General features: G+C 64.7%; 20 protein-coding genes and 1 pseudogene. 12 read left to right on the forward strand and 9 right to left on the reverse strand.

What is annotated here, in order from left to right:
* Nucleotides 1–216 precede the first annotated feature (216 nt).
* Nucleotides 217–1,152 (reverse strand): SMP-30/gluconolactonase/LRE family protein, encoded by a 936-nt coding sequence (locus tag M1E07_RS18130; RefSeq protein WP_461188010.1) that lies wholly within the window; start codon nucleotides 1,150–1,152, stop codon nucleotides 217–219.
* A 200-nt stretch (nucleotides 1,153–1,352) separates the two neighbouring features.
* Here M1E07_RS18130 and M1E07_RS18135 point away from each other — a divergent pair, with 200 nt between their 5' ends.
* Nucleotides 1,353–1,691 carry a hypothetical protein gene (locus tag M1E07_RS18135; RefSeq protein ID WP_461188011.1) on the forward strand — a complete coding sequence of 113 codons (339 nt, stop codon included), beginning with the start codon at nucleotides 1,353–1,355 and terminating at the stop codon, nucleotides 1,689–1,691.
* Nucleotides 1,692–1,724: 33 nt separating this feature from the next.
* Here the strand turns inward: M1E07_RS18135 and M1E07_RS18140 are convergent, their stop codons facing one another.
* Entirely contained in the window at nucleotides 1,725–2,657 is a 933-nt protein-coding gene (locus tag M1E07_RS18140; protein ID WP_461188012.1) for a threonine/serine dehydratase, read from the reverse strand.
* Nucleotides 2,654–2,920 carry a hypothetical protein gene (locus tag M1E07_RS18145; protein ID WP_461188013.1) on the reverse strand — a complete coding sequence of 89 codons (267 nt, stop codon included), beginning with the start codon at nucleotides 2,918–2,920 and terminating at the stop codon, nucleotides 2,654–2,656. Before M1E07_RS18145 ends, M1E07_RS18140 begins: the two co-directional genes overlap by 4 nt.
* 214 nt (nucleotides 2,921–3,134) lie before the next feature.
* Between M1E07_RS18145 and M1E07_RS18150 the strand changes: the two genes are divergently transcribed.
* The 3 genes from M1E07_RS18150 to M1E07_RS18160 all read left to right on the forward strand — a co-directional run bounded on the left by M1E07_RS18150 (nucleotide 3,135) and on the right by M1E07_RS18160 (nucleotide 4,904).
* Nucleotides 3,135–3,743, forward strand: coding sequence for a Rho termination factor N-terminal domain-containing protein (locus M1E07_RS18150; protein ID WP_461188014.1), 609 nt, complete (start codon nucleotides 3,135–3,137; stop codon nucleotides 3,741–3,743).
* A 106-nt stretch (nucleotides 3,744–3,849) separates the two neighbouring features.
* Nucleotides 3,850–4,137 (forward strand): hypothetical protein, encoded by a 288-nt coding sequence (locus M1E07_RS18155; protein ID WP_461188015.1) that lies wholly within the window; start codon nucleotides 3,850–3,852, stop codon nucleotides 4,135–4,137.
* A gap of 92 nt (nucleotides 4,138–4,229) precedes the next feature.
* On the forward strand, nucleotides 4,230–4,904 hold the full coding sequence (locus tag M1E07_RS18160) for a DUF6766 family protein (protein ID WP_461188016.1): 675 nt from the start codon (nucleotides 4,230–4,232) through the stop codon (nucleotides 4,902–4,904).
* A 41-nt stretch (nucleotides 4,905–4,945) separates the two neighbouring features.
* On the opposite strand, the gene M1E07_RS18165 is transcribed toward M1E07_RS18160, so the two are convergent.
* Together M1E07_RS18165 and M1E07_RS18170 are read right to left on the reverse strand one after the other, a co-directional pair.
* Entirely contained in the window at nucleotides 4,946–5,701 is a 756-nt protein-coding gene (locus M1E07_RS18165) for a hypothetical protein (RefSeq protein ID WP_461188017.1), read from the reverse strand.
* A 117-nt stretch (nucleotides 5,702–5,818) separates the two neighbouring features.
* Nucleotides 5,819–6,709, reverse strand: coding sequence for an IclR family transcriptional regulator (locus tag M1E07_RS18170; RefSeq protein ID WP_461188018.1), 891 nt, complete (start codon nucleotides 6,707–6,709; stop codon nucleotides 5,819–5,821).
* Nucleotides 6,710–6,826: 117 nt separating this feature from the next.
* On the opposite strand from M1E07_RS18170, the gene M1E07_RS18175 reads away from it, so the two are divergent.
* Both M1E07_RS18175 and M1E07_RS18180 read left to right on the forward strand, forming a co-directional pair.
* Nucleotides 6,827–8,158, forward strand: coding sequence for an MFS transporter (locus M1E07_RS18175; RefSeq protein ID WP_461188019.1), 1,332 nt, complete (start codon nucleotides 6,827–6,829; stop codon nucleotides 8,156–8,158).
* 49 nt (nucleotides 8,159–8,207) lie between these two features.
* On the forward strand, nucleotides 8,208–8,966 hold the full coding sequence (locus tag M1E07_RS18180) for a GntR family transcriptional regulator (RefSeq protein ID WP_461188020.1): 759 nt from the start codon (nucleotides 8,208–8,210) through the stop codon (nucleotides 8,964–8,966).
* Nucleotides 8,967–8,988: 22 nt separating this feature from the next.
* Here M1E07_RS18180 and M1E07_RS18185 read toward each other — a convergent pair whose 3' ends face one another.
* Both M1E07_RS18185 and M1E07_RS18190 read right to left on the reverse strand, forming a co-directional pair.
* On the reverse strand, nucleotides 8,989–9,447 hold the full coding sequence (locus M1E07_RS18185) for a PTS sugar transporter subunit IIA (protein ID WP_461188021.1): 459 nt from the start codon (nucleotides 9,445–9,447) through the stop codon (nucleotides 8,989–8,991).
* A complete protein-coding gene (locus tag M1E07_RS18190) occupies nucleotides 9,447–9,677 on the reverse strand; it encodes a glucose PTS transporter subunit EIIB (protein ID WP_104043504.1) in 231 nt (76 codons plus the stop codon). Before M1E07_RS18190 ends, M1E07_RS18185 begins: the two co-directional genes overlap by 1 nt.
* A 228-nt stretch (nucleotides 9,678–9,905) precedes the next feature.
* On the opposite strand from M1E07_RS18190, the gene M1E07_RS18195 reads away from it, so the two are divergent.
* From M1E07_RS18195 to M1E07_RS18215, 5 genes and pseudogenes are all read left to right on the forward strand, one after another.
* The gene (locus M1E07_RS18195) at nucleotides 9,906–11,156 is read left to right on the forward strand and encodes a PTS transporter subunit EIIC (protein WP_461188022.1); all 1,251 of its coding nucleotides are present in this window, start codon (nucleotides 9,906–9,908) and stop codon (nucleotides 11,154–11,156) included.
* 54 nt (nucleotides 11,157–11,210) lie between these two features.
* Nucleotides 11,211–11,990, forward strand: a complete 780-nt coding sequence (gene nagB, locus M1E07_RS18200) for a glucosamine-6-phosphate deaminase (RefSeq protein WP_461188023.1) — start codon at nucleotides 11,211–11,213, stop codon at nucleotides 11,988–11,990.
* A gap of 2 nt (nucleotides 11,991–11,992) precedes the next feature.
* Entirely contained in the window at nucleotides 11,993–12,739 is a 747-nt protein-coding gene (locus tag M1E07_RS18205; RefSeq protein WP_461188024.1) for a copper homeostasis protein CutC, read from the forward strand.
* Nucleotides 12,740–12,744: 5 nt separating this feature from the next.
* Nucleotides 12,745–13,983: an N-acetylglucosamine-6-phosphate deacetylase gene (locus tag M1E07_RS18210; RefSeq protein ID WP_461188025.1), complete on the forward strand. Its 1,239-nt coding sequence runs from the start codon at nucleotides 12,745–12,747 to the stop codon at nucleotides 13,981–13,983.
* 56 nt (nucleotides 13,984–14,039) lie between these two features.
* A pseudogene (locus M1E07_RS18215) lies at nucleotides 14,040–15,482 on the forward strand (HNH endonuclease signature motif containing protein).
* A gap of 35 nt (nucleotides 15,483–15,517) precedes the next feature.
* Here the strand turns inward: M1E07_RS18215 and M1E07_RS18220 are convergent.
* Together M1E07_RS18220 and M1E07_RS18225 are read right to left on the reverse strand one after the other, a co-directional pair.
* Nucleotides 15,518–16,420, reverse strand: coding sequence for a Rieske (2Fe-2S) protein (locus M1E07_RS18220; protein ID WP_461188026.1), 903 nt, complete (start codon nucleotides 16,418–16,420; stop codon nucleotides 15,518–15,520).
* 101 nt (nucleotides 16,421–16,521) lie between these two features.
* The gene (locus M1E07_RS18225) at nucleotides 16,522–16,821 is read right to left on the reverse strand and encodes a putative quinol monooxygenase (RefSeq protein WP_461188027.1); all 300 of its coding nucleotides are present in this window, start codon (nucleotides 16,819–16,821) and stop codon (nucleotides 16,522–16,524) included.
* A gap of 133 nt (nucleotides 16,822–16,954) precedes the next feature.
* Between M1E07_RS18225 and glgX the strand changes: the two genes are divergently transcribed.
* Nucleotides 16,955–19,153 (forward strand): glycogen debranching protein GlgX, encoded by a 2,199-nt coding sequence (gene glgX / locus M1E07_RS18230; protein WP_461188028.1) that lies wholly within the window; start codon nucleotides 16,955–16,957, stop codon nucleotides 19,151–19,153.
* The last annotated feature ends 89 nt before the right edge of the window (nucleotides 19,154–19,242 follow it).

Below are 19,242 nucleotides of genomic sequence, written 5' to 3' on the forward strand. Positions count from 1 at the left end.
TACTGGTCTATCAGGGCCGCGGCGCGCGGGTCAAGGTTTTCGGCGGTGCAAAGTGGGCGAATTTGTTCCATTACGTTTCGTTATGAGCCGCGGCTTGCCACCCAAGCGCGCAGCCGTCCAGGGCCTACGCCCGGCCCGGACACGCGAAACCGGCCGACAGCAGACGTCGCAGTACTGCGTTTTGACGACGTTGGCTGCCAGCCAGTTTGGATCCAGTTAGTTGCGCGCCGGGACCAGGACTACTTCGTGCGGGCTGGCCGGCCGGTTGAACTGTGCGTTCACGGCGGCGAGGGTATCGCCGAACTTGGCTACCGTCGTCGGGATGTCGAAGTGCTTGCTGGTGATGACGTCCCGGACTGTTCCGGAAGAGAGGTCACCGGCAAGCTTGACGCGGGCGATCTGGTTGAGCATGTTCTGGACCGCCCACAGTGTGTTGCCTTGCAGGAGGATGCCGTCTACGAACTCCAAGTCCAAGCCTTTGATCCTGCTACTTTCGCCGCTCCACGGATTTACCGTGTAGAGGGCCTTGTTCTTGGTGTGGGCCACGATGAGCACACGGTCATCTTTGGCTGCCGCTATGCCGTTGAGCCCGAAGTCCTCGGGCGCCAGGGCGGCGCCTGCCTCGCCTTTCACGGTCAGCGTCCTGACAGCTTTGCGTACTTCACCCCAGCCGCTGACCTTGACCTGATACAGCTCGCCGTACTTGGAGTTCGTAAACCACGCGCCGTCGTCGGTGAGAACCACGTCATTGATGAACGAACCCGCCTTGGTGGTCAGCGTGAGGTCGGCGACAGTGGCCTTGGTTTCGGTATTGTAGATATACGCCTTCCCCTTACCTCCGCCAGCCACGTACAGCAGGTCTTTGCGGACATCCGCCTTCATGCCGACGGCCATCCGCCCATTCGGTACGTCAATGAAACGGTGGGCCTTGCCGTCACGCATGTCGCCACGGAAGATATCGCCGGTCATCAGCTCCCCGGCATAGAAAGTCCTGCCCTTGCCCGCGGCGATGCCCTCGGCGGACTTGGCGCCGTCGAGCACAATAACGTCGTCCCGGGAGGGCGAAGAAGCCACTGCCGGCAGCGCCGCGGGTAACAACAGGGCCAAAAGAGCGATAAATCCGACGGCGGCACGGCGGTGTACTCGGCGCATGATGCTTCCTTGCATTGGGCTGATGCGCGGGGCCCAATCTGCGGCAGCTCCGCACGATGGTGCTGCCATTTTAAGCACTTGCAGGACGTCCCGCCAGAGCCTGATGGCCTCTTCATAGTCGAGGGTGCGGCCATCGCGGACCACCATCGGATTCCGGATTCTGCTTACAATCGAAACCTCAATCAACTACTGAGGGACCCATGAAGAAACTCGCCACAGCCCTGATCGCCGCCGGCCTCGTTGTTTCCGCCACGGCCTGCACCGCCTCGAACCAGCTCAGCACCGCGGAAACCTGCGAGCGCATCCAGAGCGTTGTTACCAACCCTGCCAACAACGCCGGCAAGACGGGCATGAACCGGCTGGCCAACCAGATTCGCCCCATTCATGCGGTTGCTTCCAATGACCTCAAGCCGGCCCTTGAGTCGATCCTTGAATACACGGATGAGCAGGCAAAGGAAACCCCGGACAAGGCCAAGCTTTCCGAGCTTCAGAGCGGCTACGAGCAGGCCGGCAGCACCTACAGCCAGTTCTGCAGCTAAGCCTTACCCTTTGGCCGGACCCGGCCGCCCTTCCTAAAGTGTGGCCGGGTCTGTGTTCGCACCGCAGAGCACCACGGCCACGGTTTCGCCTGGAGCCGGGACATAAGCGCCCGAGGCCAGGGCAGCGTACGCCGCAGCGGCGCCGTGTTCCACTATCACCCGGTACTCGTTCCACAGGAGCGAACGGGCGCTGACAATGTCGGCGTCGGACACCAGCACGCTTTCGACGCCGGCGCGGACCGCGACGGAAAAACCGATGTCACCGACGCGCCGGGCTCCCAAGGAGTCAGCAGCTACGCCTGATACCGCCACGTCGACGGGCTCACGGGCGGCAAGGGCGGCATGGAGAGTTGGCGCGTTTTCGGGTTCGACGCCCGCCACTCTCGCGTGGCCTTCCACGGCTGCGGCGATTCCGGCCATCAGTCCGCCGCCGCCCACCGCAACCAGCACGGTGTCCACCCCGGCTATCTGCTCCAGCAGTTCCGTCCCCACCGTTCCGGCTCCGGCCGCGATTTCGGGCTGGTCGTAGGCATGACAGTAAACAGCACCGGTTTCCCGGGCGTGGGCTACGGCAGCCTGGTAGGCAACGGCGTATTCCGCTCCGCCCTGGATGACCGTTGCGCCGATCGCTTCGAGCTTCCTCACCTTCACAGCCGGAGCGGCGGTGGGGACAAACACCGTTGCCGGAACCCCCAGCTGGGCTGCCGCATAAGCGTTGGCCAGCCCGGCGTTTCCACCGGAAGCCACCACCACGCCGACGTCCGGCTTCAGCTCACCGCGCTCTTTGCTGGCGAAGATGCGGTTCAGCGCGCCCCGGGCTTTGAAGGTGCCCGTGTGCTGCGTGAATTCGCACTTGAACCACACCTCTCCGGAGAAGGCCCCCGGGTCAGCCTGCAGGACCGGCGTCAGCCGGGTGAGGCCTGCCGTCCGTTGTGCCGCAGCATCCACATCGGCGCGGGTAATCATCTCAGACGTCGTCGTCCCAGGTTCCGCGGCTCCGTCAGGGCTTCCTCGGGCTTGTGCTCCTGGGGCGGCTCGCCGCTTCCTGAGTACGACGCCGGCACGGTTCCGGCTGCGTGTGCCTGCTGCTCCTCGCGGATATTGCCTGCACCCGGCAATTCAGGGTGCTGGCCGCTTTGCGGCGCCTGCGTCACCTGCTTTGCCTCGTCGGGGTCACCCGGTCCACGAAGGTCTGCGTTGTTCTGCGACTCGTCATTCGAAGCGGTCATGGTCCTGCCTTCACCTCGGGAACTGTTTACTCTCGGCCGGGACGGACCCTGCACCGGACTCCAGCCTACGGTCTCTTCGTCCCCTCGGACACGGGCCGGTGGTGGTTGCCAATCCAGACCAGCTTCCGCCCGCCACCTTGACGGAACCAGCCACTCGGACTAGACAATAAGCAGGCTTAGTATTTTGTTGAGTGCTTCACGAGGAGGAATGGTCATGAGTGACAAGCCAGGCAACCAAACACCGAATACGCCGCAGGTCAGTGAGACAAAGCTGCGGGAGATGACGGTGGATGAACTCCGCCAGGAAGCCCGGAATGAGAACATCAGCGGGGCCTCCGGCATGCGGAAGGAAGAGCTGGTGAAGGAACTCGCCGAAGCACGGTCCAAAGGGACGCGCAGTGCAGGCGGAGATACAGCTCCTGAGCCGGGCGATCTGGGTGCCGGGCCGGAAGGAGGCAGGATTCGGCATGGGGACGACTCATCAAGTTCACTGAAGTATTCACAGGAAATCACCTCCACAGAGGACGAGCCCGAACGTGAAGGCCGCAGCCTGGCAACAACGCACCACGAGGTCATCAGACAGTGGGCTGAGGAACGTGGAGGAGTCCCGGCCACGGTAGAAGGCACCGAGCACGGCGACCACCTTGGTGTTTTGCGGATTGATTTCGGAGCTGAGGACAGCAACCTGCGCCGCGTCAGCTGGGAGGAATGGTTCGGCACCTTTGATGTGCGCGGCCTGAATTTCATTTACCAGGAACAACGCGCCGACGGTACGCAATCCAACTTTTTCCGGCTTGAGAACCCCGAACGTGAAGACGCGTAGGAGTCCCAAGGGCCTGCAGCTGGGAATACTTGCCCTGGTGGTTCTCACAGGCTGCGCGCCTGACGGTGCGGCACCGGCTACGGCTGCCGAAGAATTTCATCGCGCCATGCAGGACGCCGACACGTCCGCGGCCTGCATGCTGCTGCTGCCAAAGACACGGGAGGAGACGGCAAAGTCAGGCGATGCCGGAACCTGCGAGGGCCAGCTGGAAAAGGCTAAGGTGCCGGAACCAGGGAGGGTGCGGTACAGCGAGCAGTATGGCCAGGATGCCTTCGTTGAATTCGAAAGCGACACCGTTTTCCTCACGGTCTCCGAAGGGGGCTGGAAGGTTACTGCTGCTGGTTGCACCGCCAACGGGGAGACACCCTACAGCTGTGAGATAGGAGGCAAATAGAATGCGCTGGAGTTTCACGCTGTACCTGACCCTGATCATCGGCGGCCTGGCCTTTATGGCCGTCGTCGGACTGTTGCACGGATAGGCGGACCATGAAAAAGGCATTAAGAAACAATGGTTTAGCTCTGTTCTTCGGCCTCATTTTCATCCTGGCGCTCGTGGGACAAGGCCTCACCGGGCACGCCCTTTTCAATGAGGAACAAATCGCCGCCGGCTTTGAGGAGATTGGCCTCGGCCAGTATCTTGTTTCGTCCAACTTTGCTGTGGACGTCGCCGAAAACTGGCAATCCGAATACCTTCAGTTCCTTCTGTATATTTTTGCGACGATCTGGCTGGTGCAGAAAGGATCGCCGGAATCCAAGGAACTGAGTGAAACGGGCCTCGAATCGGACGAGAAACAGTTGGTAGGCGATCACAGCAACCCCAAGTCCCCGAAATGGGCCAAAATTTCCGGGTGGCGCCACACACTTTTCTCAAACTCGCTCGGACTGACGATGGGGCTGATCTTTATCCTGTCCTGGCTGGTCCAGTCCTTCACCGGGAACAGTGCCTACAACCAGGACCAGATGCAAAACTTCGAGCGGCCCGTCACCTGGACGGAATACATTGCGTCCCCTGAGTTCTGGAACCGCACGCTGCAGAACTGGCAGTCGGAATTCCTGGCTGTCGGGTCGATGGTGGTCCTGTCCATCTACCTCCGGCAGCGCGGGTCACCGGAATCCAAACCGGTCGGTTCGGCCCACGACGACACGGGCGCTACAGGCTAGGCAGGGCAGATCGGAGCCCAATCCGCAGTGGTGGTGGCGCCTCAGCGAGTGCTGGTGGAGGTCGGGCTGGATGTTGCGCTGCCGCCGTCGGCCTTTTTCAGCACCTCATTGATGAGGTCCTCGAGCTCCTTCTGGTCCGGATCGCCCAGGTTCGCTCCACTCTTGGTGGCAACAACCAGGAGCTTGCCCTCGGCGGCGGAGACCTGCATCAGCTTCTGCTGGTTTTCGCCGCTGCGGGTGCTGAGGGTGCCGAACGTCTTCCCGGCATCCGTGTTGGCCTGCAATTCCTCGCTGGTGACCTCATACGTCTGGCCCAACGCCGCCACGGAGAACTTGCCGCACTGGCCCATCTTGCCGCTGATCCTGTCCAGGACCTCGACGGCGCCCGGCCCTTCGCTGTCCGACTGCGCGGACACGGTGCGCGGCTGGTCACCCTCCGAAAGCGCGACGGCTATCCCACCGCTCTCCACCGTGTCCAGCAGCCCCGCGGTGGCGATGTCCTTGCAGTCTGCGGGGTTCACGGTGGCCGTGCTGAGGAGCAGGTTGGCGATGTTGCCGCCCTGGTCCACCTGTTCCTTGGAGTACAGCTTCAGCTCGCTGCCGTCGCCGTCCTTCATGCCGGAAATCAGTTCTCGGAGCTCATCCTCGGTGTAAACCTTTGCTTCGGCTGTCTCGGTAGCCGAGGCACTCGCCGCCCCGGTAGCAGTTGGGCTCGCAGCACCACCGCCGCCGCCCGTGCAGCCCGCCAGGGCAATCATCGCAGCAGTCATCAGTGCAAGTGCAGGTACTTTTCGCATCAGGTACAACCCCTTTTGGGAAGCATGCTTAGTGTTTCCAGTTTAAGGGGTTTCAGGCGAACTTGGGAGATAGCCAAGCCTTCAACTCCGGGTGGAACAGCGTGGCTACAGTCCCGGTCAGGCAGGCTGCGCGCCCTGCTCCCGTGACGGATGCCGCCACGACCCGCTCGCCGTCGCCTGATGACCCAGGTTGCGCGAGATGGCACGCGCCGCTGCCCGGACCAGCGGCACCAGCTCGTGCGCCGGCGTTGCCTCATCCGGAACCACGATGGACAGCCCGGCCGCCACCTCACCATCGGCTCCGTGAATGGGCGCCGCAACCGAGACGGTGCGGGAGGGATGGGTCCTGCGGACGACGGCGGCGCCGGACTTTTTCACGCCCGCAAGCAGTGCGCGCAGGCTATCGGCCTGCAGGTCACCTGACCCGGTCCCGCCATCAGCGGGCCCTGCGAGCAATTCATCAAGCACGTCAGCACCGGCGTCGGCCAGCAGGACCTGGCCGACGGCGGTGGTGCGCAACGGCATCCGGCCTCCCACCCGGTAGGCGACTTCCGTGGCGTGACGCGACGAGAGCCTGTCGATGAGTACCGCATCCGTGCCCTCCCGGACCGCAAGCAGCACATGATGGCGCGTTACCTCGTAGAGGTCCTCAAGATAGGGAAGCGCTATTTGCCTCACGCCGTGGCCGCGGGGCGAGAGCGATGCGACCTCCCAGAGGCGCACGCCGACCACGTAGCGTCCATCCTCAAGACGCTCCAAGGCCCCCCAATCGGTCAGGTGCCTCACCAGACGGAGGGTGGTGGCGGGGGCCAGGCCGGCAAGCCTGGACAACTCGGACAGGTTCAGGGCCCGGCGCCGTTCACTGAACTGCGCCAGCAGGCCCAGCGCCCGCACCAGCACCGGCTGGCCAGGGGTTTCCTGCAGTCCGTTGGTCCTGCCTGCTCCTGCCACGGTCCCTCCAGAAACGCCGTTGTGTCTTCCAAGCTTCTGCCGTGTGGCGCGTGCCATAAAGAGCATTTTCACTCAGTGAAAAGTAGCGGCGCCGGAGCTGGGCCAGGGGGCCAAGCTGAAGGACGTCCCGCCGGTGAGATCGAATGCCGCCCCCTTACCCGATTGGAATCAACGATGAACTCCAATGCCCCTCGAAAATCCCTTGCCGGAATTTTTGTGCTGTGCTGGCTTGGCCTGCTCGCTGACGGTTATGACCTCTACGTTTACGGCGCTACCCTTCCCGGCCTGATCGGCCAGCCGCCATTCAATGTGACGCCGGCCGCGGCCGGGGCCGTGGGCTCCATGGCACTGGTGGGAATGCTGCTCGGTTCCCTCATTGTGGGCACCCTGACGGACCGGCTGGGCCGGCGCCGCATCTTTGTCAGCGCCCTGGCCTTGTTTTCGCTGGCCATGCTGGCCTGCGCCGTGGCACCTACCTGGGAACTTTTCGCTGTGTTCCGCTTTGTCGCGTGCTTCGGCGTGGGAGGTTTGCTCCCGACGGCGGTTGCCCTCACCAATGAGTTCGCCCCGCCCGGCAAGAAGTCCCTGGTTCTGGGGGCAGTCCTCACCGGACCGGCCACGGGCACGGTGGTCGCATCCCTGACTTCCCTGGCGCTGTTGGAGTCCAGCGGTTTCCGTCCCGTGTACGCAATTGGAGCCGGTGGCCTTCTGCTGGTTCCGTTCGCCTGGTTCCTGCTGCCGGAGTCGCCGTCCTTCCTGCGGACGCAAATCCGCAATGCCGAGGCGGACCGCATTGAAGCCGTGTACGGCCTCTCCCGCACGGCAGAAGCACCCGCTTCAGCTGCCCGCGTTTCGCCCACACGCACCTTGTTCGCCCAGGGCACAGCCTCGACCACCGTTTTGCTGTGGGCCATCACCGTCCTGAGCCTGCTGACCATCTTCGGTGTCAGCACGTGGCTTCCGCAGATTATGCGGACGGCAGGTTTCGGCGTCGGATCGTCTGTGACATTCCTGCTGGCGTACTCGGTGGGCGCGGTGGTGGGCACTGTCCTGGCCGCGATCGCCAGCCAGAGGTTCGGCCCCCGGCCCATGGTGATCGTGGGTTTCCTCAGCGCCGCGGCCGCCCTGATGCTGATGTCCGCCAATCCGCCGGCCGCACTCATGACGGTGCTCGCCGCCGTCGCCGGCTTTGGTGGGCTGGGCACGCAGAACATGATCAACGACTACATCGCGCAGTTTTACCCTGCTGCCACGCGTGCCACCGGCTTGGGTTGGGCCTTGGCAGTGGGCAGGATCGGGGCCATCGCCGGCCCTACATACGGCGCACTGCTGGTCAGCTTCCGCGGTGGAGTGCCAGTGGCGGCCATGGCGTTCGCCGCCCCCGCCCTCTTAGGCGCAGTTCTCATGCTGACCCTCCGGTCAAGGGCGGCCAACCGGGCCCACGCGGCCCAGGAAGCGGAACTGGTGGCCCGAACCAGACCAGGGCCAGCGGTCGCTGTGAAATAATCCGAAGCAGTGGTCCTTACCGGACCGCTCCAGGATCGGAGGGGCCGACGTGCCAGCCAGAGCACCATCAGCGAGCAGCGCCCGGTCGGCGAGCGCAGCCATCAACAACTCGCAGGTCCCCAAGCATGAGCAGTTGCGGCTGATCATCCTCAAGCTGGCCAAGGAGGAGCTGGAGCCCGGGGCACGGCTTCCCAGCGAACGGACCCTGATGGACTCCTACGGCGTCAGCCGCATCACCGTCCGCGCCGCCATCGGCCGGCTCGTCAACGAAGGGCACCTGGTCCGGGTCCCCGCGAAGGGCACCTTTGTGGCCGACTCCCCCGTGCAGTCCACCCTGCACTTGGCGTCGTTCACCCAGGAGATGGAGGCTATGGGGCATGTTCCCAGCACGGTGGTGCTGGTGGCGGAGGCCGCGGCAGCTCCCGATGACACGGCCGAAGCGCTCAGCCTGGCTCCTGGAGCAGAAGCCATCCACCTCAAGCGCCTTCGACTTGCCGACGGCCGGCCGGTCAGCGTCGATGACGCCTGGTACAACCCCGCGCACGCCCGCGGACTGCTGGATCTTGACCTGACAGGATCCGTCTATAAGGCCCTGGCAGCACAATTTGGCCACCAGATCGACCGGGCACGGCAGAGCGTCCGGTCAGAGGGCGCCCCGGCGGACGTCGGGGCGCTCCTCGGCACCGGAACGGGGGCACCAGTGCTGGCCTTCGACCGAGTTTCCTACTCTGGCCCCCTGGCCATCGAGCATTCGCGTTCCTGGTACCGGTCGGACCGCTACTCCCTCAACATGGAAGTCCGGCTGTAGGAGCAAGCCCAGGCCTGCGCGGCTAGTCCAGCGAGAACAGGCTGGCCCCGGCCGCTACAGTGCCGGATGCAACCAGGGTGGCCGTGTCAGGCTTCGTGTCAAGCACGACGACGGGACTCACCATCGAGTACCCGGCCGCCAAGGCGGCGGCTGGGTTCACGCGCATGACGGGGGCGCCGGCATCTACGCTGTCCCCTTGCGCAATCAGCAGCTTGAAACCCTCGCCCTTGAGTTTGACCGTGTCGATGCCCACGTGCGTAAGGACGCCGCGCCCTGACGACTCCACCACCACAAAGGCATGCGGCAGGAGTTTGATCACCTTTCCCGAGACCGGGGATACGACGTCGAACATCTCACCCGCCGGAGGCTCGACGGCCGCGCCGGACCCCACCATCTGGCCTGCGAAAACGGGGTCAGGGACATCGGCGAGGGGAACCACCGTGCCGCTGATGGGAGCACGGACAACAAGGGACTGCGCCACTAGAGCAGGTCCTCGATGTCTTCGGCGAGGTTGTCGGCCTCCGGCCCTACGATCACCTGGACAGCAGTTCCGGCAGCCAGGACGCCGTGGGCTCCGGCGGCCTTAAGGGTGGCCTCGTTGACAAGTGAGCCGTCTTTGACTTCCGTGCGCAGGCGCGTGATGCACGCTTCGATTTCCACGATGTTGCCGGCTCCGCCCAGGCCTTCAATGATCTTTTCTGCTTTGGACATGGCTGCCCTTTCTGACGGTGCCCGCTCGGAGCACTGCTTCACCACCGGGGCCGGCGGCCCAAGTGGGACCAATTATGGCTTCCGCGGCCGGGCCTTTGAATAGCCCGGCAACCTCTCCACTTCCTTGACAGGCAATCGTGGGATGGATCACACTGAACTGGTCATAACCAGACAGTACCGGCTGGACCCATCCCTCCACAACCCCCGACGAACCCGCAGAGGTGCAACATGTCAACATCTGATACCGCCGCCCTGGCTCCGGAGAAGAAGCCAAACAGGGTTTTTGCGACCCTGCAGCGCCTGGGCCGCTGCCTGATGCTCCCCATCGCCGTGCTCCCCGCCGCAGGCATCCTCCTGCGCATCGGCCAGGCAGATCTTCTGGGCGCGATTCCGGGGTTCGAAGGCGGCGCCGCTGTCATCTCCGCCGCCGGCAATGCCGTCTTCACCTGGCTCCCGCTGATTTTCGCTGTGGGCATTGCCATTGGCTGGGCCAAGAAGGCAGACGGGTCCACCGCTTTGGCAGCCGTGGTGGGGTACATGGTGATCGACGGTGTCTTCAAGGCGATGTCCCCACTGGTACTGGCGGGACAGGTGGATCCCACTGGTAAGCCCGCGGTGATCAACTATGGTGTTCTCGCCGGCATCGTAGTGGGCCTCTTTTCCGCGATGCTCTGGCAGCGTTTCTACCGCACCAAGCTTCCCGACTTCCTGGGCTTTTTCAGCGGCCGGCGCCTGGTGCCGATCCTGACCTCCGTCACCAGCCTGGTGGCCGGTGTCGCCCTGGCCCTCGTTTACCCGTTCTTCAACGCAGGGCTTTCAGCGGTGGGTGAGGCCGTGGCAGGCAACGCCGTTGCCGGCGGCGGCGTCTATGGCTTTGCCAACCGCATGCTCATCCCTGCGGGCCTGCACCACATCCTGAACTCCGCCGTCTGGTTCCTGATCGGTGACTACACCGACGCCTCCGGCCAACTAATCCGCGGTGACCTCAACCGGTTCTTCGCCGGCGACCCCACGGCGGGTATCTTCATGACCGGGTTCTTCCCCATCATGATGTTTGGCCTGCCGGCCGCCGCTCTCGCCATCTGGCGCCACGCCAAGCCTTCGCAGAAGAAGATCGTGGGCGGCATCATGCTCTCCACCGCCCTCACGGCATTCCTCACCGGCATCACGGAACCGCTCGAATACTCGTTTATGTTCGTTGCCTTTCCGCTCTACATCGTCCATGCTGCCCTGACCGGAACCTCCATGGCCCTGGTCAACGCGCTGGATATCCACCACGGGTTCACATTCTCGGCCGGCCTTATCGACTTCATCCTCAACTTCGGCAAGTCGGAGAACGGCTGGCTGCTCATCCCCATTGGCCTGGCTTACGCGGTGATCTACTACTTCCTCTTCTCCATTGTTATCAAGCGCTGGAACCTGCGCACCCCGGGCCGGGAGGACGACGAGGTCACCGTGGAGACTGACGCGGCCAAGTAAGTCACCGGCCAACACATACCAGCGTCAGCAACGGCAACTGAAAGCACCCACACCATGGAAATTGTCATCCTCCCTACTCCCGCAGACGTGGCCCGCACCGCTGCGGACGCCATCGAGCAGCAGGTCAGCAGCGGCCCGTCCGTCCTTGGCCTGGCCACGGGTTCCACGCCACTCGGCACCTACCAGGAACTCATCAAGCGGCACCGCGACGGCGGGTTAAGTTTCGCTGGGGCGCAGGCCTTCCTCCTCGATGAGTACGTGGGCCTGCCGAGCGGGCATCCGCAGTCCTACCATTCGGTAATCCGGGAGGAATTCGTGGACAGCGTGGACTTTGCTGCGGGCGCGGTCCTCGGCCTGGACGGCGTAGCGGAGGACCTCGAAGCTGAGGTTGCCCGGTACGAGGCGGCGATTGCGGCGGCGGGAGGAGTGGATATCCAGATTCTGGGGATCGGAACAGACGGCCACATCGGATTTAATGAACCGATGTCCTCGCTGGCTTCCCGGACCCGGATCAAGACACTGACCCAGCAGACCCGGCAGGACAACGCCCGCTTTTTCGACAACCCGGCGGACGTTCCGGACCATGTGCTGACCCAGGGGTTGGGGACCATCCGCGAAGCCCGGCACCTGCTGCTGCTCGCCATGGGTGAGGCCAAGGCAGAGGCAGTGGCGGCAGCCGTAGAAGGTCCGGTGGCAGCCCTGTGCCCTGCCTCCGCGCTGCAGCTGCATCCACACGTCACCGTCCTCCTGGACCAGGCTGCGGCGTCCAGGTTGGCGCACCGCGAGTACTACCAGGACACGTTTGGGCGGAAGCCCGCGTGGCAGGGACTTTGAGCGTGGCAGCGAGCCTGCTCCAGGTGCCACAGCTTGAGCTGGCAGTGGAAAGCGCCGAAGGCGTGCGGCTCGCAGCATCTGTGGGCGCCGCACGGGTGGAACTTTGCGCGGCCCTTGCCGAGACGGACGGCGTCACTCCCAGCATCGCCACTATCGAGCAGGCATGTCGGGTGGGCCTGCCGGTCCACGTCCTGGTCCGCCCGCGCCCCGGCAGCTTCACCTACTCGGAGGAGGAGCTCCAGGTGCTCGAGCGGGATGTGGAAGCGGCGCTGGAGGCGGGCGCCGCCGGCGTCGTGGTGGGCGTCCTGGCGCGAGACGGCGGACCGGACGTTTCGGTGCTCCTTCGCCTTTCCGAGGTGGCCCGCCGTCGTCATCCCGATGCGGAGGTGACGTTCCACCGGGCGTTCGACGCTGCTCTGGCCGCGGGCGTGGACCCTGCTGAGGCGCTGATCCGGCTTGAAGGCGCCGGTGTCAGCCGCGTGCTGACCAGCGGCGGAAGCCCGGACTGCACAGCCGGACTGCCGATGCTGGCACGCCTGGTGGAGCTGGGACGGGACCATGCGCCGTCGTTACAGATCATGGCTGGAGGCGGAGTCCGGCTGGAACTGATGCCGGCACTGAGGGCAAGCGGCGTGCATGCTGTCCACACCTCCGCGCGGAACCACGACCATTCCACCGGGTCCAGGACGAGTGCCGCCGATCCCTTACTCGCTGCCGCGATGGCGGCGGCGCTGGCAGCAGGAGGCTGACGAGTATGGGCGGGGAACTGATTCTGCGGGGCCGTATTGTGTCCGGAAGCATGGACGTCGAGGACGGCCTGGTAGCGGTTGACGGCGGCCACATGACCTACGCCGGGCCGGCGTCGGACTTTCCCGGGGAGCCTGGTGCTGCCGGTGAGTGGAGTGCCACCGGAAACGGTGCCGGCCGCATCCTGTTGCCGGGCCTGGTGGACTTGCACTGCCATGGCGCCCACGGCTCGGACTTCTCCGAGGGCTCCCTGGAAGGCGCGCGCGCAGCTGCCCGGTACCTGCACAGCAGGGGTACCACCACGCTGCTGGCGAGCCTGGTCACCGGAGCCCCGGCGGACCTGGTCCGGAATCTCAAGGTGTTGCGGTCGATGGCTGAGGAGGGGCTGGTCGCCGGGTCGCACTTGGAGGGTCCTTTCCTCTCGCCCGGGCAGTGCGGCGCCCATGACCCCGGGCTGCTGCTGGAACCCGACAGCGGGCTGATGGCCGAACTCCTGGAAGCGGCGGGTCCTACGTTGGCTTCCGTGACCCTTGCCGCCGAACTTCCCGGCGCTGACGGCCTCGTGGATCTGCTCGCTCCCCGCGGAGTCATCCCGTCGCTGGGGCACACCGCAGCGAATCACCAGGCCGCCGCCTCGTTCCTTTGGCGGGCAACCGCCGGGCTTTCCAGTGCATCAACCCCGGAGGAGGGCCGCAGACGGCAGCGTCCAACCGTCACCCATCTCTTTAACGCGATGCCAAGCCTGCACCACCGCTCTCCCGGCCCCGTATCGGCCTGCCTCAGTGCCGCCCGCGCGGGGAACGCCGTCGTCGAACTCATTGCCGACGGCGTCCACCTGGCCCCGGAGACCGTGAAGACGGTGTTCGAACTGGTTGGAGCGGACAACATCGCGCTGGTCACCGACTCCATGGCCGCCACCGGCCTGCAGGACGGCCACTACAAGCTGGGAACGTTGGCCGTGACGGTCGATGGCGGCGTGGCCCGGGTGGACAGCACGGGCGCGATCGCCGGCGGGACGGCCACGTTGCTGGACGTTGTCCGCTCCGCAGTGGACGCCGGCGTTTCCCTGCGGGACGCCATCACATCAGCCAGTGCAGTCCCCGCGGCGGTCCTGGGACTGTCGCACCAGGCAGGGGACCTGCGGGCAGGGATGCCAGCCGATGTCGTCGTCGTCGACACTGAACTGAACCTGGCCGGAGTCCTGCGCCGGGGCGAATGGGTGACGGAGCTGCGGCGGTCCGCCTAGCCGGTCCGCCTAGCCGGTCCGCCTTAAATGTCAGTGCCTCGATGGATGATTTTGGTATGGGAAACGGCGTAGGTTCAGCGGCAGCGATGGAGGGCATTCATGCCTCTATCGACGGCGTGGACGCCCTGTTTCTCGATGACGCCGCACTGGCCACTGCCGGCGGCGGCGGTGTTGACCTGTTCCAGCGCGCGTACGAACTCCGGCTGGACCGGATGGGCTGCTGTCGCGGCTCGAAGCGCAGGTAGCTGCGCTCAAGGCCCGCGACGCAGCCGAAGCTTTCGACCTGCAACAAGCGATGACCCCACCGGACGCGCCCGTGCACGAACACACTTATGCCGAGATGTCGGGCATCGAGGAAACCGCCGGCGTCCTGACCATCAGCGGCCCGGCAGCCGGAGCGTTCATCACCCAGTCCCGCCAACTCTGCGCCCTCCCGCTGGCCCTGGAAGCGTTGTCCTCCGGAACCATCTCGTGGCAGCACGCAAGAATCAGCGCCGACGAAACAGAAGGCCTCAACCCCGCAGCCGCAAACGCCCTGGTAGCGCACTTCCTGGCCCCGGACGCACCGGCCCGCGGAACCGCCGCAGGTGAACTCGTGCCCTCCCGCTTCCGGGCCAGGGTGCGGTCCTGGCGCGAACGACACCACCCCGAATCCATCGAAAAGCGGCACGCCAAAAGCGCCGCCGACCGCCGCGTCGAATACAGCCCCGACCGTAACGGCATGGCCTGGTTCTCCGCCTATCTCCCCGCTCACCAGGCATCCGCGATGTGGAACAAGATCACCGCCCTCGCCCGAGGCGCCCAAGGCCCCGCGCTCAGCCGCGCCGGACACAGCAGGGACGCCGACGACGCCACGGGCCCTGCCGGCAACAGCGAGTACGCGGACGTCGCCAAAGTCCCGGTCCCGAACGCTACGGTGCTCGTGACCGTCCCGGAGTTCTCACTGCTCGGACTCACCAACGAACCCGCCGTCCTCGACGGCCACGGCCCCATCCCCGCCTCCATGGCACGGAAACTCCTCGCCGACGGTGCCACCTCCTTCCACCGCGTCCTCGTGGACCCCCGCGACGGGGCACCGCTGGAAATCGGACGCACAAGATACCGGCTTACCGAAGCCATGAAGCAGGCACTGCGGCTGCGGGACGGAAAATGCACCCTTCCCCGGCTGCAACAACCGCACCCCAGACAACGAAGTTGACCACCTCCAGGCCTGGCAACACGGCGGAAGCACCGGGATCAGCAACCTGGCACAACTCTGCCCAAAACATCACCGCCTCAAGCACAACAGCCGCTGGGCACCCACCCCAGCCACCCAAAACCATCCACCAGGCTGGACCTCACCCACCGGCCGGCACTACAAAAGCGAACAACACGACCGGGAACCACCACTCTGGCCAGCGCAACTGAAGCCGTTAGCCAAGCATCCGGACTTTGTCTCTACGGGGCTGTCCCCTGGCGAAGACGGTATACAGCGCTTCCTGCACCGAACCGGAACCTGACGCACCAGGGTCTCACTGCCTATCAGCAGCACGCCCTAGTCGGCGCCGGGGAGGTTCACTTCCACGAGTCCGCCAGTGACACGGGTCTCGAACCGCGGCTGCCTTGCTGTGGCCGGCCCTGCCTGGATTTCACCCGAGCGCAGGGAGAAGGTGCTGCCGTGCCAGGGGCAGACCACGCACGGGTCGCCGCCGTCGGCCTGGCTGCCATCCTTGAGCCTGCCGTCCTTGAGCTTGCCCTCGTGGAGCGGACCGGAGAGGTGGCTGCAGACGTCGGACAGCACGTTGACCGCTTCCCCCTCGCGGAAGACGAGCAACGGGAGTCCGGCCACCACACGCTTGTGGAGCTTCCCATCCGGCAGGTCCTGCAACGGCGCGAGTGCCTGCCACCCGCTCGGGAAGCGGTGCGGGATATCCTCGCTGTGATTGACCCCGGCAGCCTGCCGATAGCTGAGATGGCCGCCCAAAAAGCCGCCGAAACCTACAACTCCCAGGCCCATGTACGCGAGCACCTTGCCCGTGCCCTGCTGCCCATTGGCGCGCGCCACCAGCGACGCACCGTAGAGGCTGACAGCAGTGATGTTGGCGGCGGCGTGGACCAGGCCCACCCGCTGCTGCTGGCTGTGCAGCTGTGACCAGTCCATGAGGCCTGCCACTGCGGAAGGCACAGCAGAGGCAGCTCCGACGCCGATCAGCACGGTTGCTGCCTGGTCATTACCAGGCAGCGCATCAAGGACGGCCGCTGAAATCCAGGAACCCAAGGGAACCTGGACAGCCAGCGGATGCACCGGGTGTCCGATGGGAACCCCGTGCAGGATGTCGCGGGCCCACTGCGGGCGGACCGTACGCTTGACTACTTTTCTGACTTTCCTGGCCACAGGATCCAGCCATTCGGCATCTTCCAGGCGCGTAACAAGCTCAAGTGCCGCCAGCGGTTTCATGTGTCTCCCTTACCCCGTTCGTCAGCGTGCAGACGATAGTCCAGTCGATGCCGCGAGCCTAGCGGCTGAAGTGGACGGGGTACAGGTTTCGGCCGAAGGACTTACCGCAGCGGCGACCCGAGCACGTTGAACTGGTGCCCGCCCATTGCGCCCGAAAGCAGCGGCATCGCCTCGGCGATGGCAGCGCGGACACTGTCCAGCTGCAGCGAGGCACGATGCGCCTCCTGGGACTCCCACAGTTCGGACACGAATACCGTCTCCGGTGCATCGTCGTTCACGCCAACTTCATACAGCAGGCAGCCAACTTCCTTCAGACCGTTCATAGGCCGGAGCAGGATGGATACGACGGCATCGCGCTGGCCGGGCTTGGTTCCGAGACTTCCCACATTCGCAAACGTCATGGAGACAGTCTGCAGCACGGGGGCGACAAAACCGCAGAAGTTTTCGTCCCGCCGTCGTATGTCTGTCCGCGCTCCCGGCCGTTGTCGCAGCCCCGTGGTTGGATGGTGTTCTCTCGAGGGGATGGAGGCGGGCATGGAAGTCTGGACGGGGAACCCTTATCCGCTGGGCGCCACGTATGACGGCAGCGGCACGAATTTCGCAGTGTTCAGCGAGGCGGCGAGCGCCGTCCATCTGTGCCTGTTCGACGAGGACGGCGCAGAGCACCGGATCAGTCTGGAGGCAGTGGATGCCTTCGTCTGGCACTGCTATCTCCCGCATGTCCTGCCCGGCCAGGTGTATGGCTACCGGATGGAGGGGCCATATGACCCTGTGCGCGGCCTTCGCTTCAATCCGCACAAGCTGCTGATGGACCCCTATGCCAAGGCAACCAGCGGTGACATCACCTGGGGCCAGCCCATGTTCTCCTACAACTTCGGCGACCCTGCCTCGTTCAACACCGAAGACTCCGCACCCAACACCATGAGATCCGTGGTGATCAGCCCGTTCTTTGACTGGCAGCACGACCGCCCGCCGCGGATCCCCTACAGCGACAGCCTGATCTACGAAGCCCACGTGAAGGGCCTGACGATGACCCATCCGGAGGTGCCGGAGCGGGAACGCGGCACGTACGCCGGCATCGCCCACCCCGCCGTCATCGAACACCTGCAGAAGCTCGGCGTCACGGCCATTGAGCTGATGCCGGTCCACCAGTTCGTCCAGGACAGCACGCTGAAGGACAAAGGGCTCAGCAATTATTGGGGCTACAACACCATCGGCTTCTTCGCGCCCCACGAGAGCTACAGCTCCAGCACCAAACCGGGGCAGCAGGTGCAGGAATTCAAGGCGATGGTCCGCTCCCTGCATGCCGCCGGTATCGAGGTAATTCTCGACGTCGTCTATAACCACACGGCGGAGGGGAACCATTTGGGGCCCACCCTCTCTTTCAAAGGCATTGACAACCAGGCCTACTACCGGTTGGTTGACCATGAGAAGCAGCACTACCTGGACTACACGGGCACCGGCAACACGATCAACGTCCGCCATCCCCACGCCCTGCAGCTGATGATGGATTCGCTGCGGTACTGGGTGCTGGACATGCACGTGGACGGGTTCCGCTTCGATCTCGCCTCCGCCCTGGCGCGGGAGTTCTACGAGGTGGACCGGCTGTCCAGTTTTTTCGACCTGGTCCAGCAGGATCCCGTGGTGTCCCAAGTGAAGCTGATCGCTGAGCCCTGGGATGTTGGCCCGGGCGGGTACCAGGTGGGCAACTTTCCACCCCTCTGGACTGAATGGAACGGGAAGTACCGCGACGCCGTCCGCGACTTCTGGCGCGGCGCGCCGGCCACGCTCGGTGAGTTTGCCTCCCGCTTGGCAGGCTCGTCAGACCTTTACGAAAGTTCAGGACGGCGGCCCGTGGCGTCCATCAACTTCGTCACCGCGCACGACGGGTTCACCATGCGGGACCTGGTTTCCTACAACTCCAAACACAACGAAGCCAACGGAGAGAACAACAACGACGGCGAGTCGCACAACCGCTCCTGGAACTGCGGCGTTGAAGGAACCACCACTGACAGCGGCCTCCTTGCGCTGCGTGCACGGCAGCAGCGCAACTTCCTTGCCACACTCCTCCTTTCCCAGGGCGTTCCCATGGTGCTGCACGGCGACGAACTGGGACGCAGCCAGCAGGGGAACAACAATGCCTACTGCCAGGATTCGCCCCTCTCATGGATCAACTGGGAGGAAGCGGACCAGCCCCTGGTGGAGTTCCTCGCCGCCGTCAGCAGGCTGCGCAAGGAACACCCCACCTTCCGCCGCAACAGGTTCTTTGAAGGCCGGCCCGTCGTGCGTGGCTTGGACCAGCCCCTGCCGGACATCGTCTGGCTCGACAAGGACGCTTCTGCCATGGTTCCCCAAGACTGGGACAACCCCCTCGCGCGCGCCCTCGGGGTGTTCTACAACGGGGCAGGGGTAGGCAAGGACCACCGGGGCCGGGTGATTCACGACCGCAACTTCCTGCTGTACTGCAATTCCGGGGATGAGCCGGTGGTCTTCACCTTGCCCAGCGCCGAGTATTCGCCCAGCTGGGAACAACTCATCGATACCGCCGGTGAGCACGCGGACACCGGACTCCTCCATGCCGATGAAACCGTGGAACTGGCGGGGAAGTCACTGCTGGTGCTTCGGGCTTACACCAGCCCGCCGGAGACGCCCGACCATTCCGTTTCCGCCTCACTGGCGCTGCTCTCCACCCCCGAACCGGCGGTATTGCCGCCCGTAAAGGACCTGCCTTGAACCATGCCAGTCCTGACCGTGCCCCGTCGACGGCGGCCGCATCCGGGCAGGTTCGCCGAAGACGGCGGGCCAAAACATCAACTTGGCTG

Source organism: Arthrobacter sp. Z4-13 (assembly GCF_054792705.1).

Bases quoted from the DNA above. Each gene is read 5' to 3' on its own strand.
- M1E07_RS18130 (WP_461188010.1), bottom strand. From the start codon at position 1,152: ATGCGCCGAGTACACCGCCGTGCCGCCGTCGGATTTATCGCTCTTTTG.
- M1E07_RS18135 (WP_461188011.1), top strand. From the start codon at position 1,353: ATGAAGAAACTCGCCACAGCCCTGATCGCCGCCGGCCTCGTTGTTTCC.
- M1E07_RS18140 (WP_461188012.1), bottom strand. From the start codon at position 2,657: ATGATTACCCGCGCCGATGTGGATGCTGCGGCACAACGGACGGCAGGC.
- M1E07_RS18145 (WP_461188013.1), bottom strand. From the start codon at position 2,920: ATGACCGCTTCGAATGACGAGTCGCAGAACAACGCAGACCTTCGTGGA.
- M1E07_RS18150 (WP_461188014.1), top strand. From the start codon at position 3,135: ATGAGTGACAAGCCAGGCAACCAAACACCGAATACGCCGCAGGTCAGT.
- M1E07_RS18155 (WP_461188015.1), top strand. From the start codon at position 3,850: ATGCAGGACGCCGACACGTCCGCGGCCTGCATGCTGCTGCTGCCAAAG.
- M1E07_RS18160 (WP_461188016.1), top strand. From the start codon at position 4,230: ATGAAAAAGGCATTAAGAAACAATGGTTTAGCTCTGTTCTTCGGCCTC.
- M1E07_RS18165 (WP_461188017.1), bottom strand. From the start codon at position 5,701: ATGCGAAAAGTACCTGCACTTGCACTGATGACTGCTGCGATGATTGCC.
- M1E07_RS18170 (WP_461188018.1), bottom strand. From the start codon at position 6,709: ATGGCACGCGCCACACGGCAGAAGCTTGGAAGACACAACGGCGTTTCT.
- M1E07_RS18175 (WP_461188019.1), top strand. From the start codon at position 6,827: ATGAACTCCAATGCCCCTCGAAAATCCCTTGCCGGAATTTTTGTGCTG.
- M1E07_RS18190 (WP_104043504.1), bottom strand. From the start codon at position 9,677: ATGTCCAAAGCAGAAAAGATCATTGAAGGCCTGGGCGGAGCCGGCAAC.
- M1E07_RS18195 (WP_461188022.1), top strand. From the start codon at position 9,906: ATGTCAACATCTGATACCGCCGCCCTGGCTCCGGAGAAGAAGCCAAAC.
- nagB (WP_461188023.1), top strand. From the start codon at position 11,211: ATGGAAATTGTCATCCTCCCTACTCCCGCAGACGTGGCCCGCACCGCT.
- M1E07_RS18210 (WP_461188025.1), top strand. From the start codon at position 12,745: ATGGGCGGGGAACTGATTCTGCGGGGCCGTATTGTGTCCGGAAGCATG.
- M1E07_RS18220 (WP_461188026.1), bottom strand. From the start codon at position 16,420: ATGAAACCGCTGGCGGCACTTGAGCTTGTTACGCGCCTGGAAGATGCC.
- M1E07_RS18225 (WP_461188027.1), bottom strand. From the start codon at position 16,821: ATGACGTTTGCGAATGTGGGAAGTCTCGGAACCAAGCCCGGCCAGCGC.
- glgX (WP_461188028.1), top strand. From the start codon at position 16,955: ATGGAAGTCTGGACGGGGAACCCTTATCCGCTGGGCGCCACGTATGAC.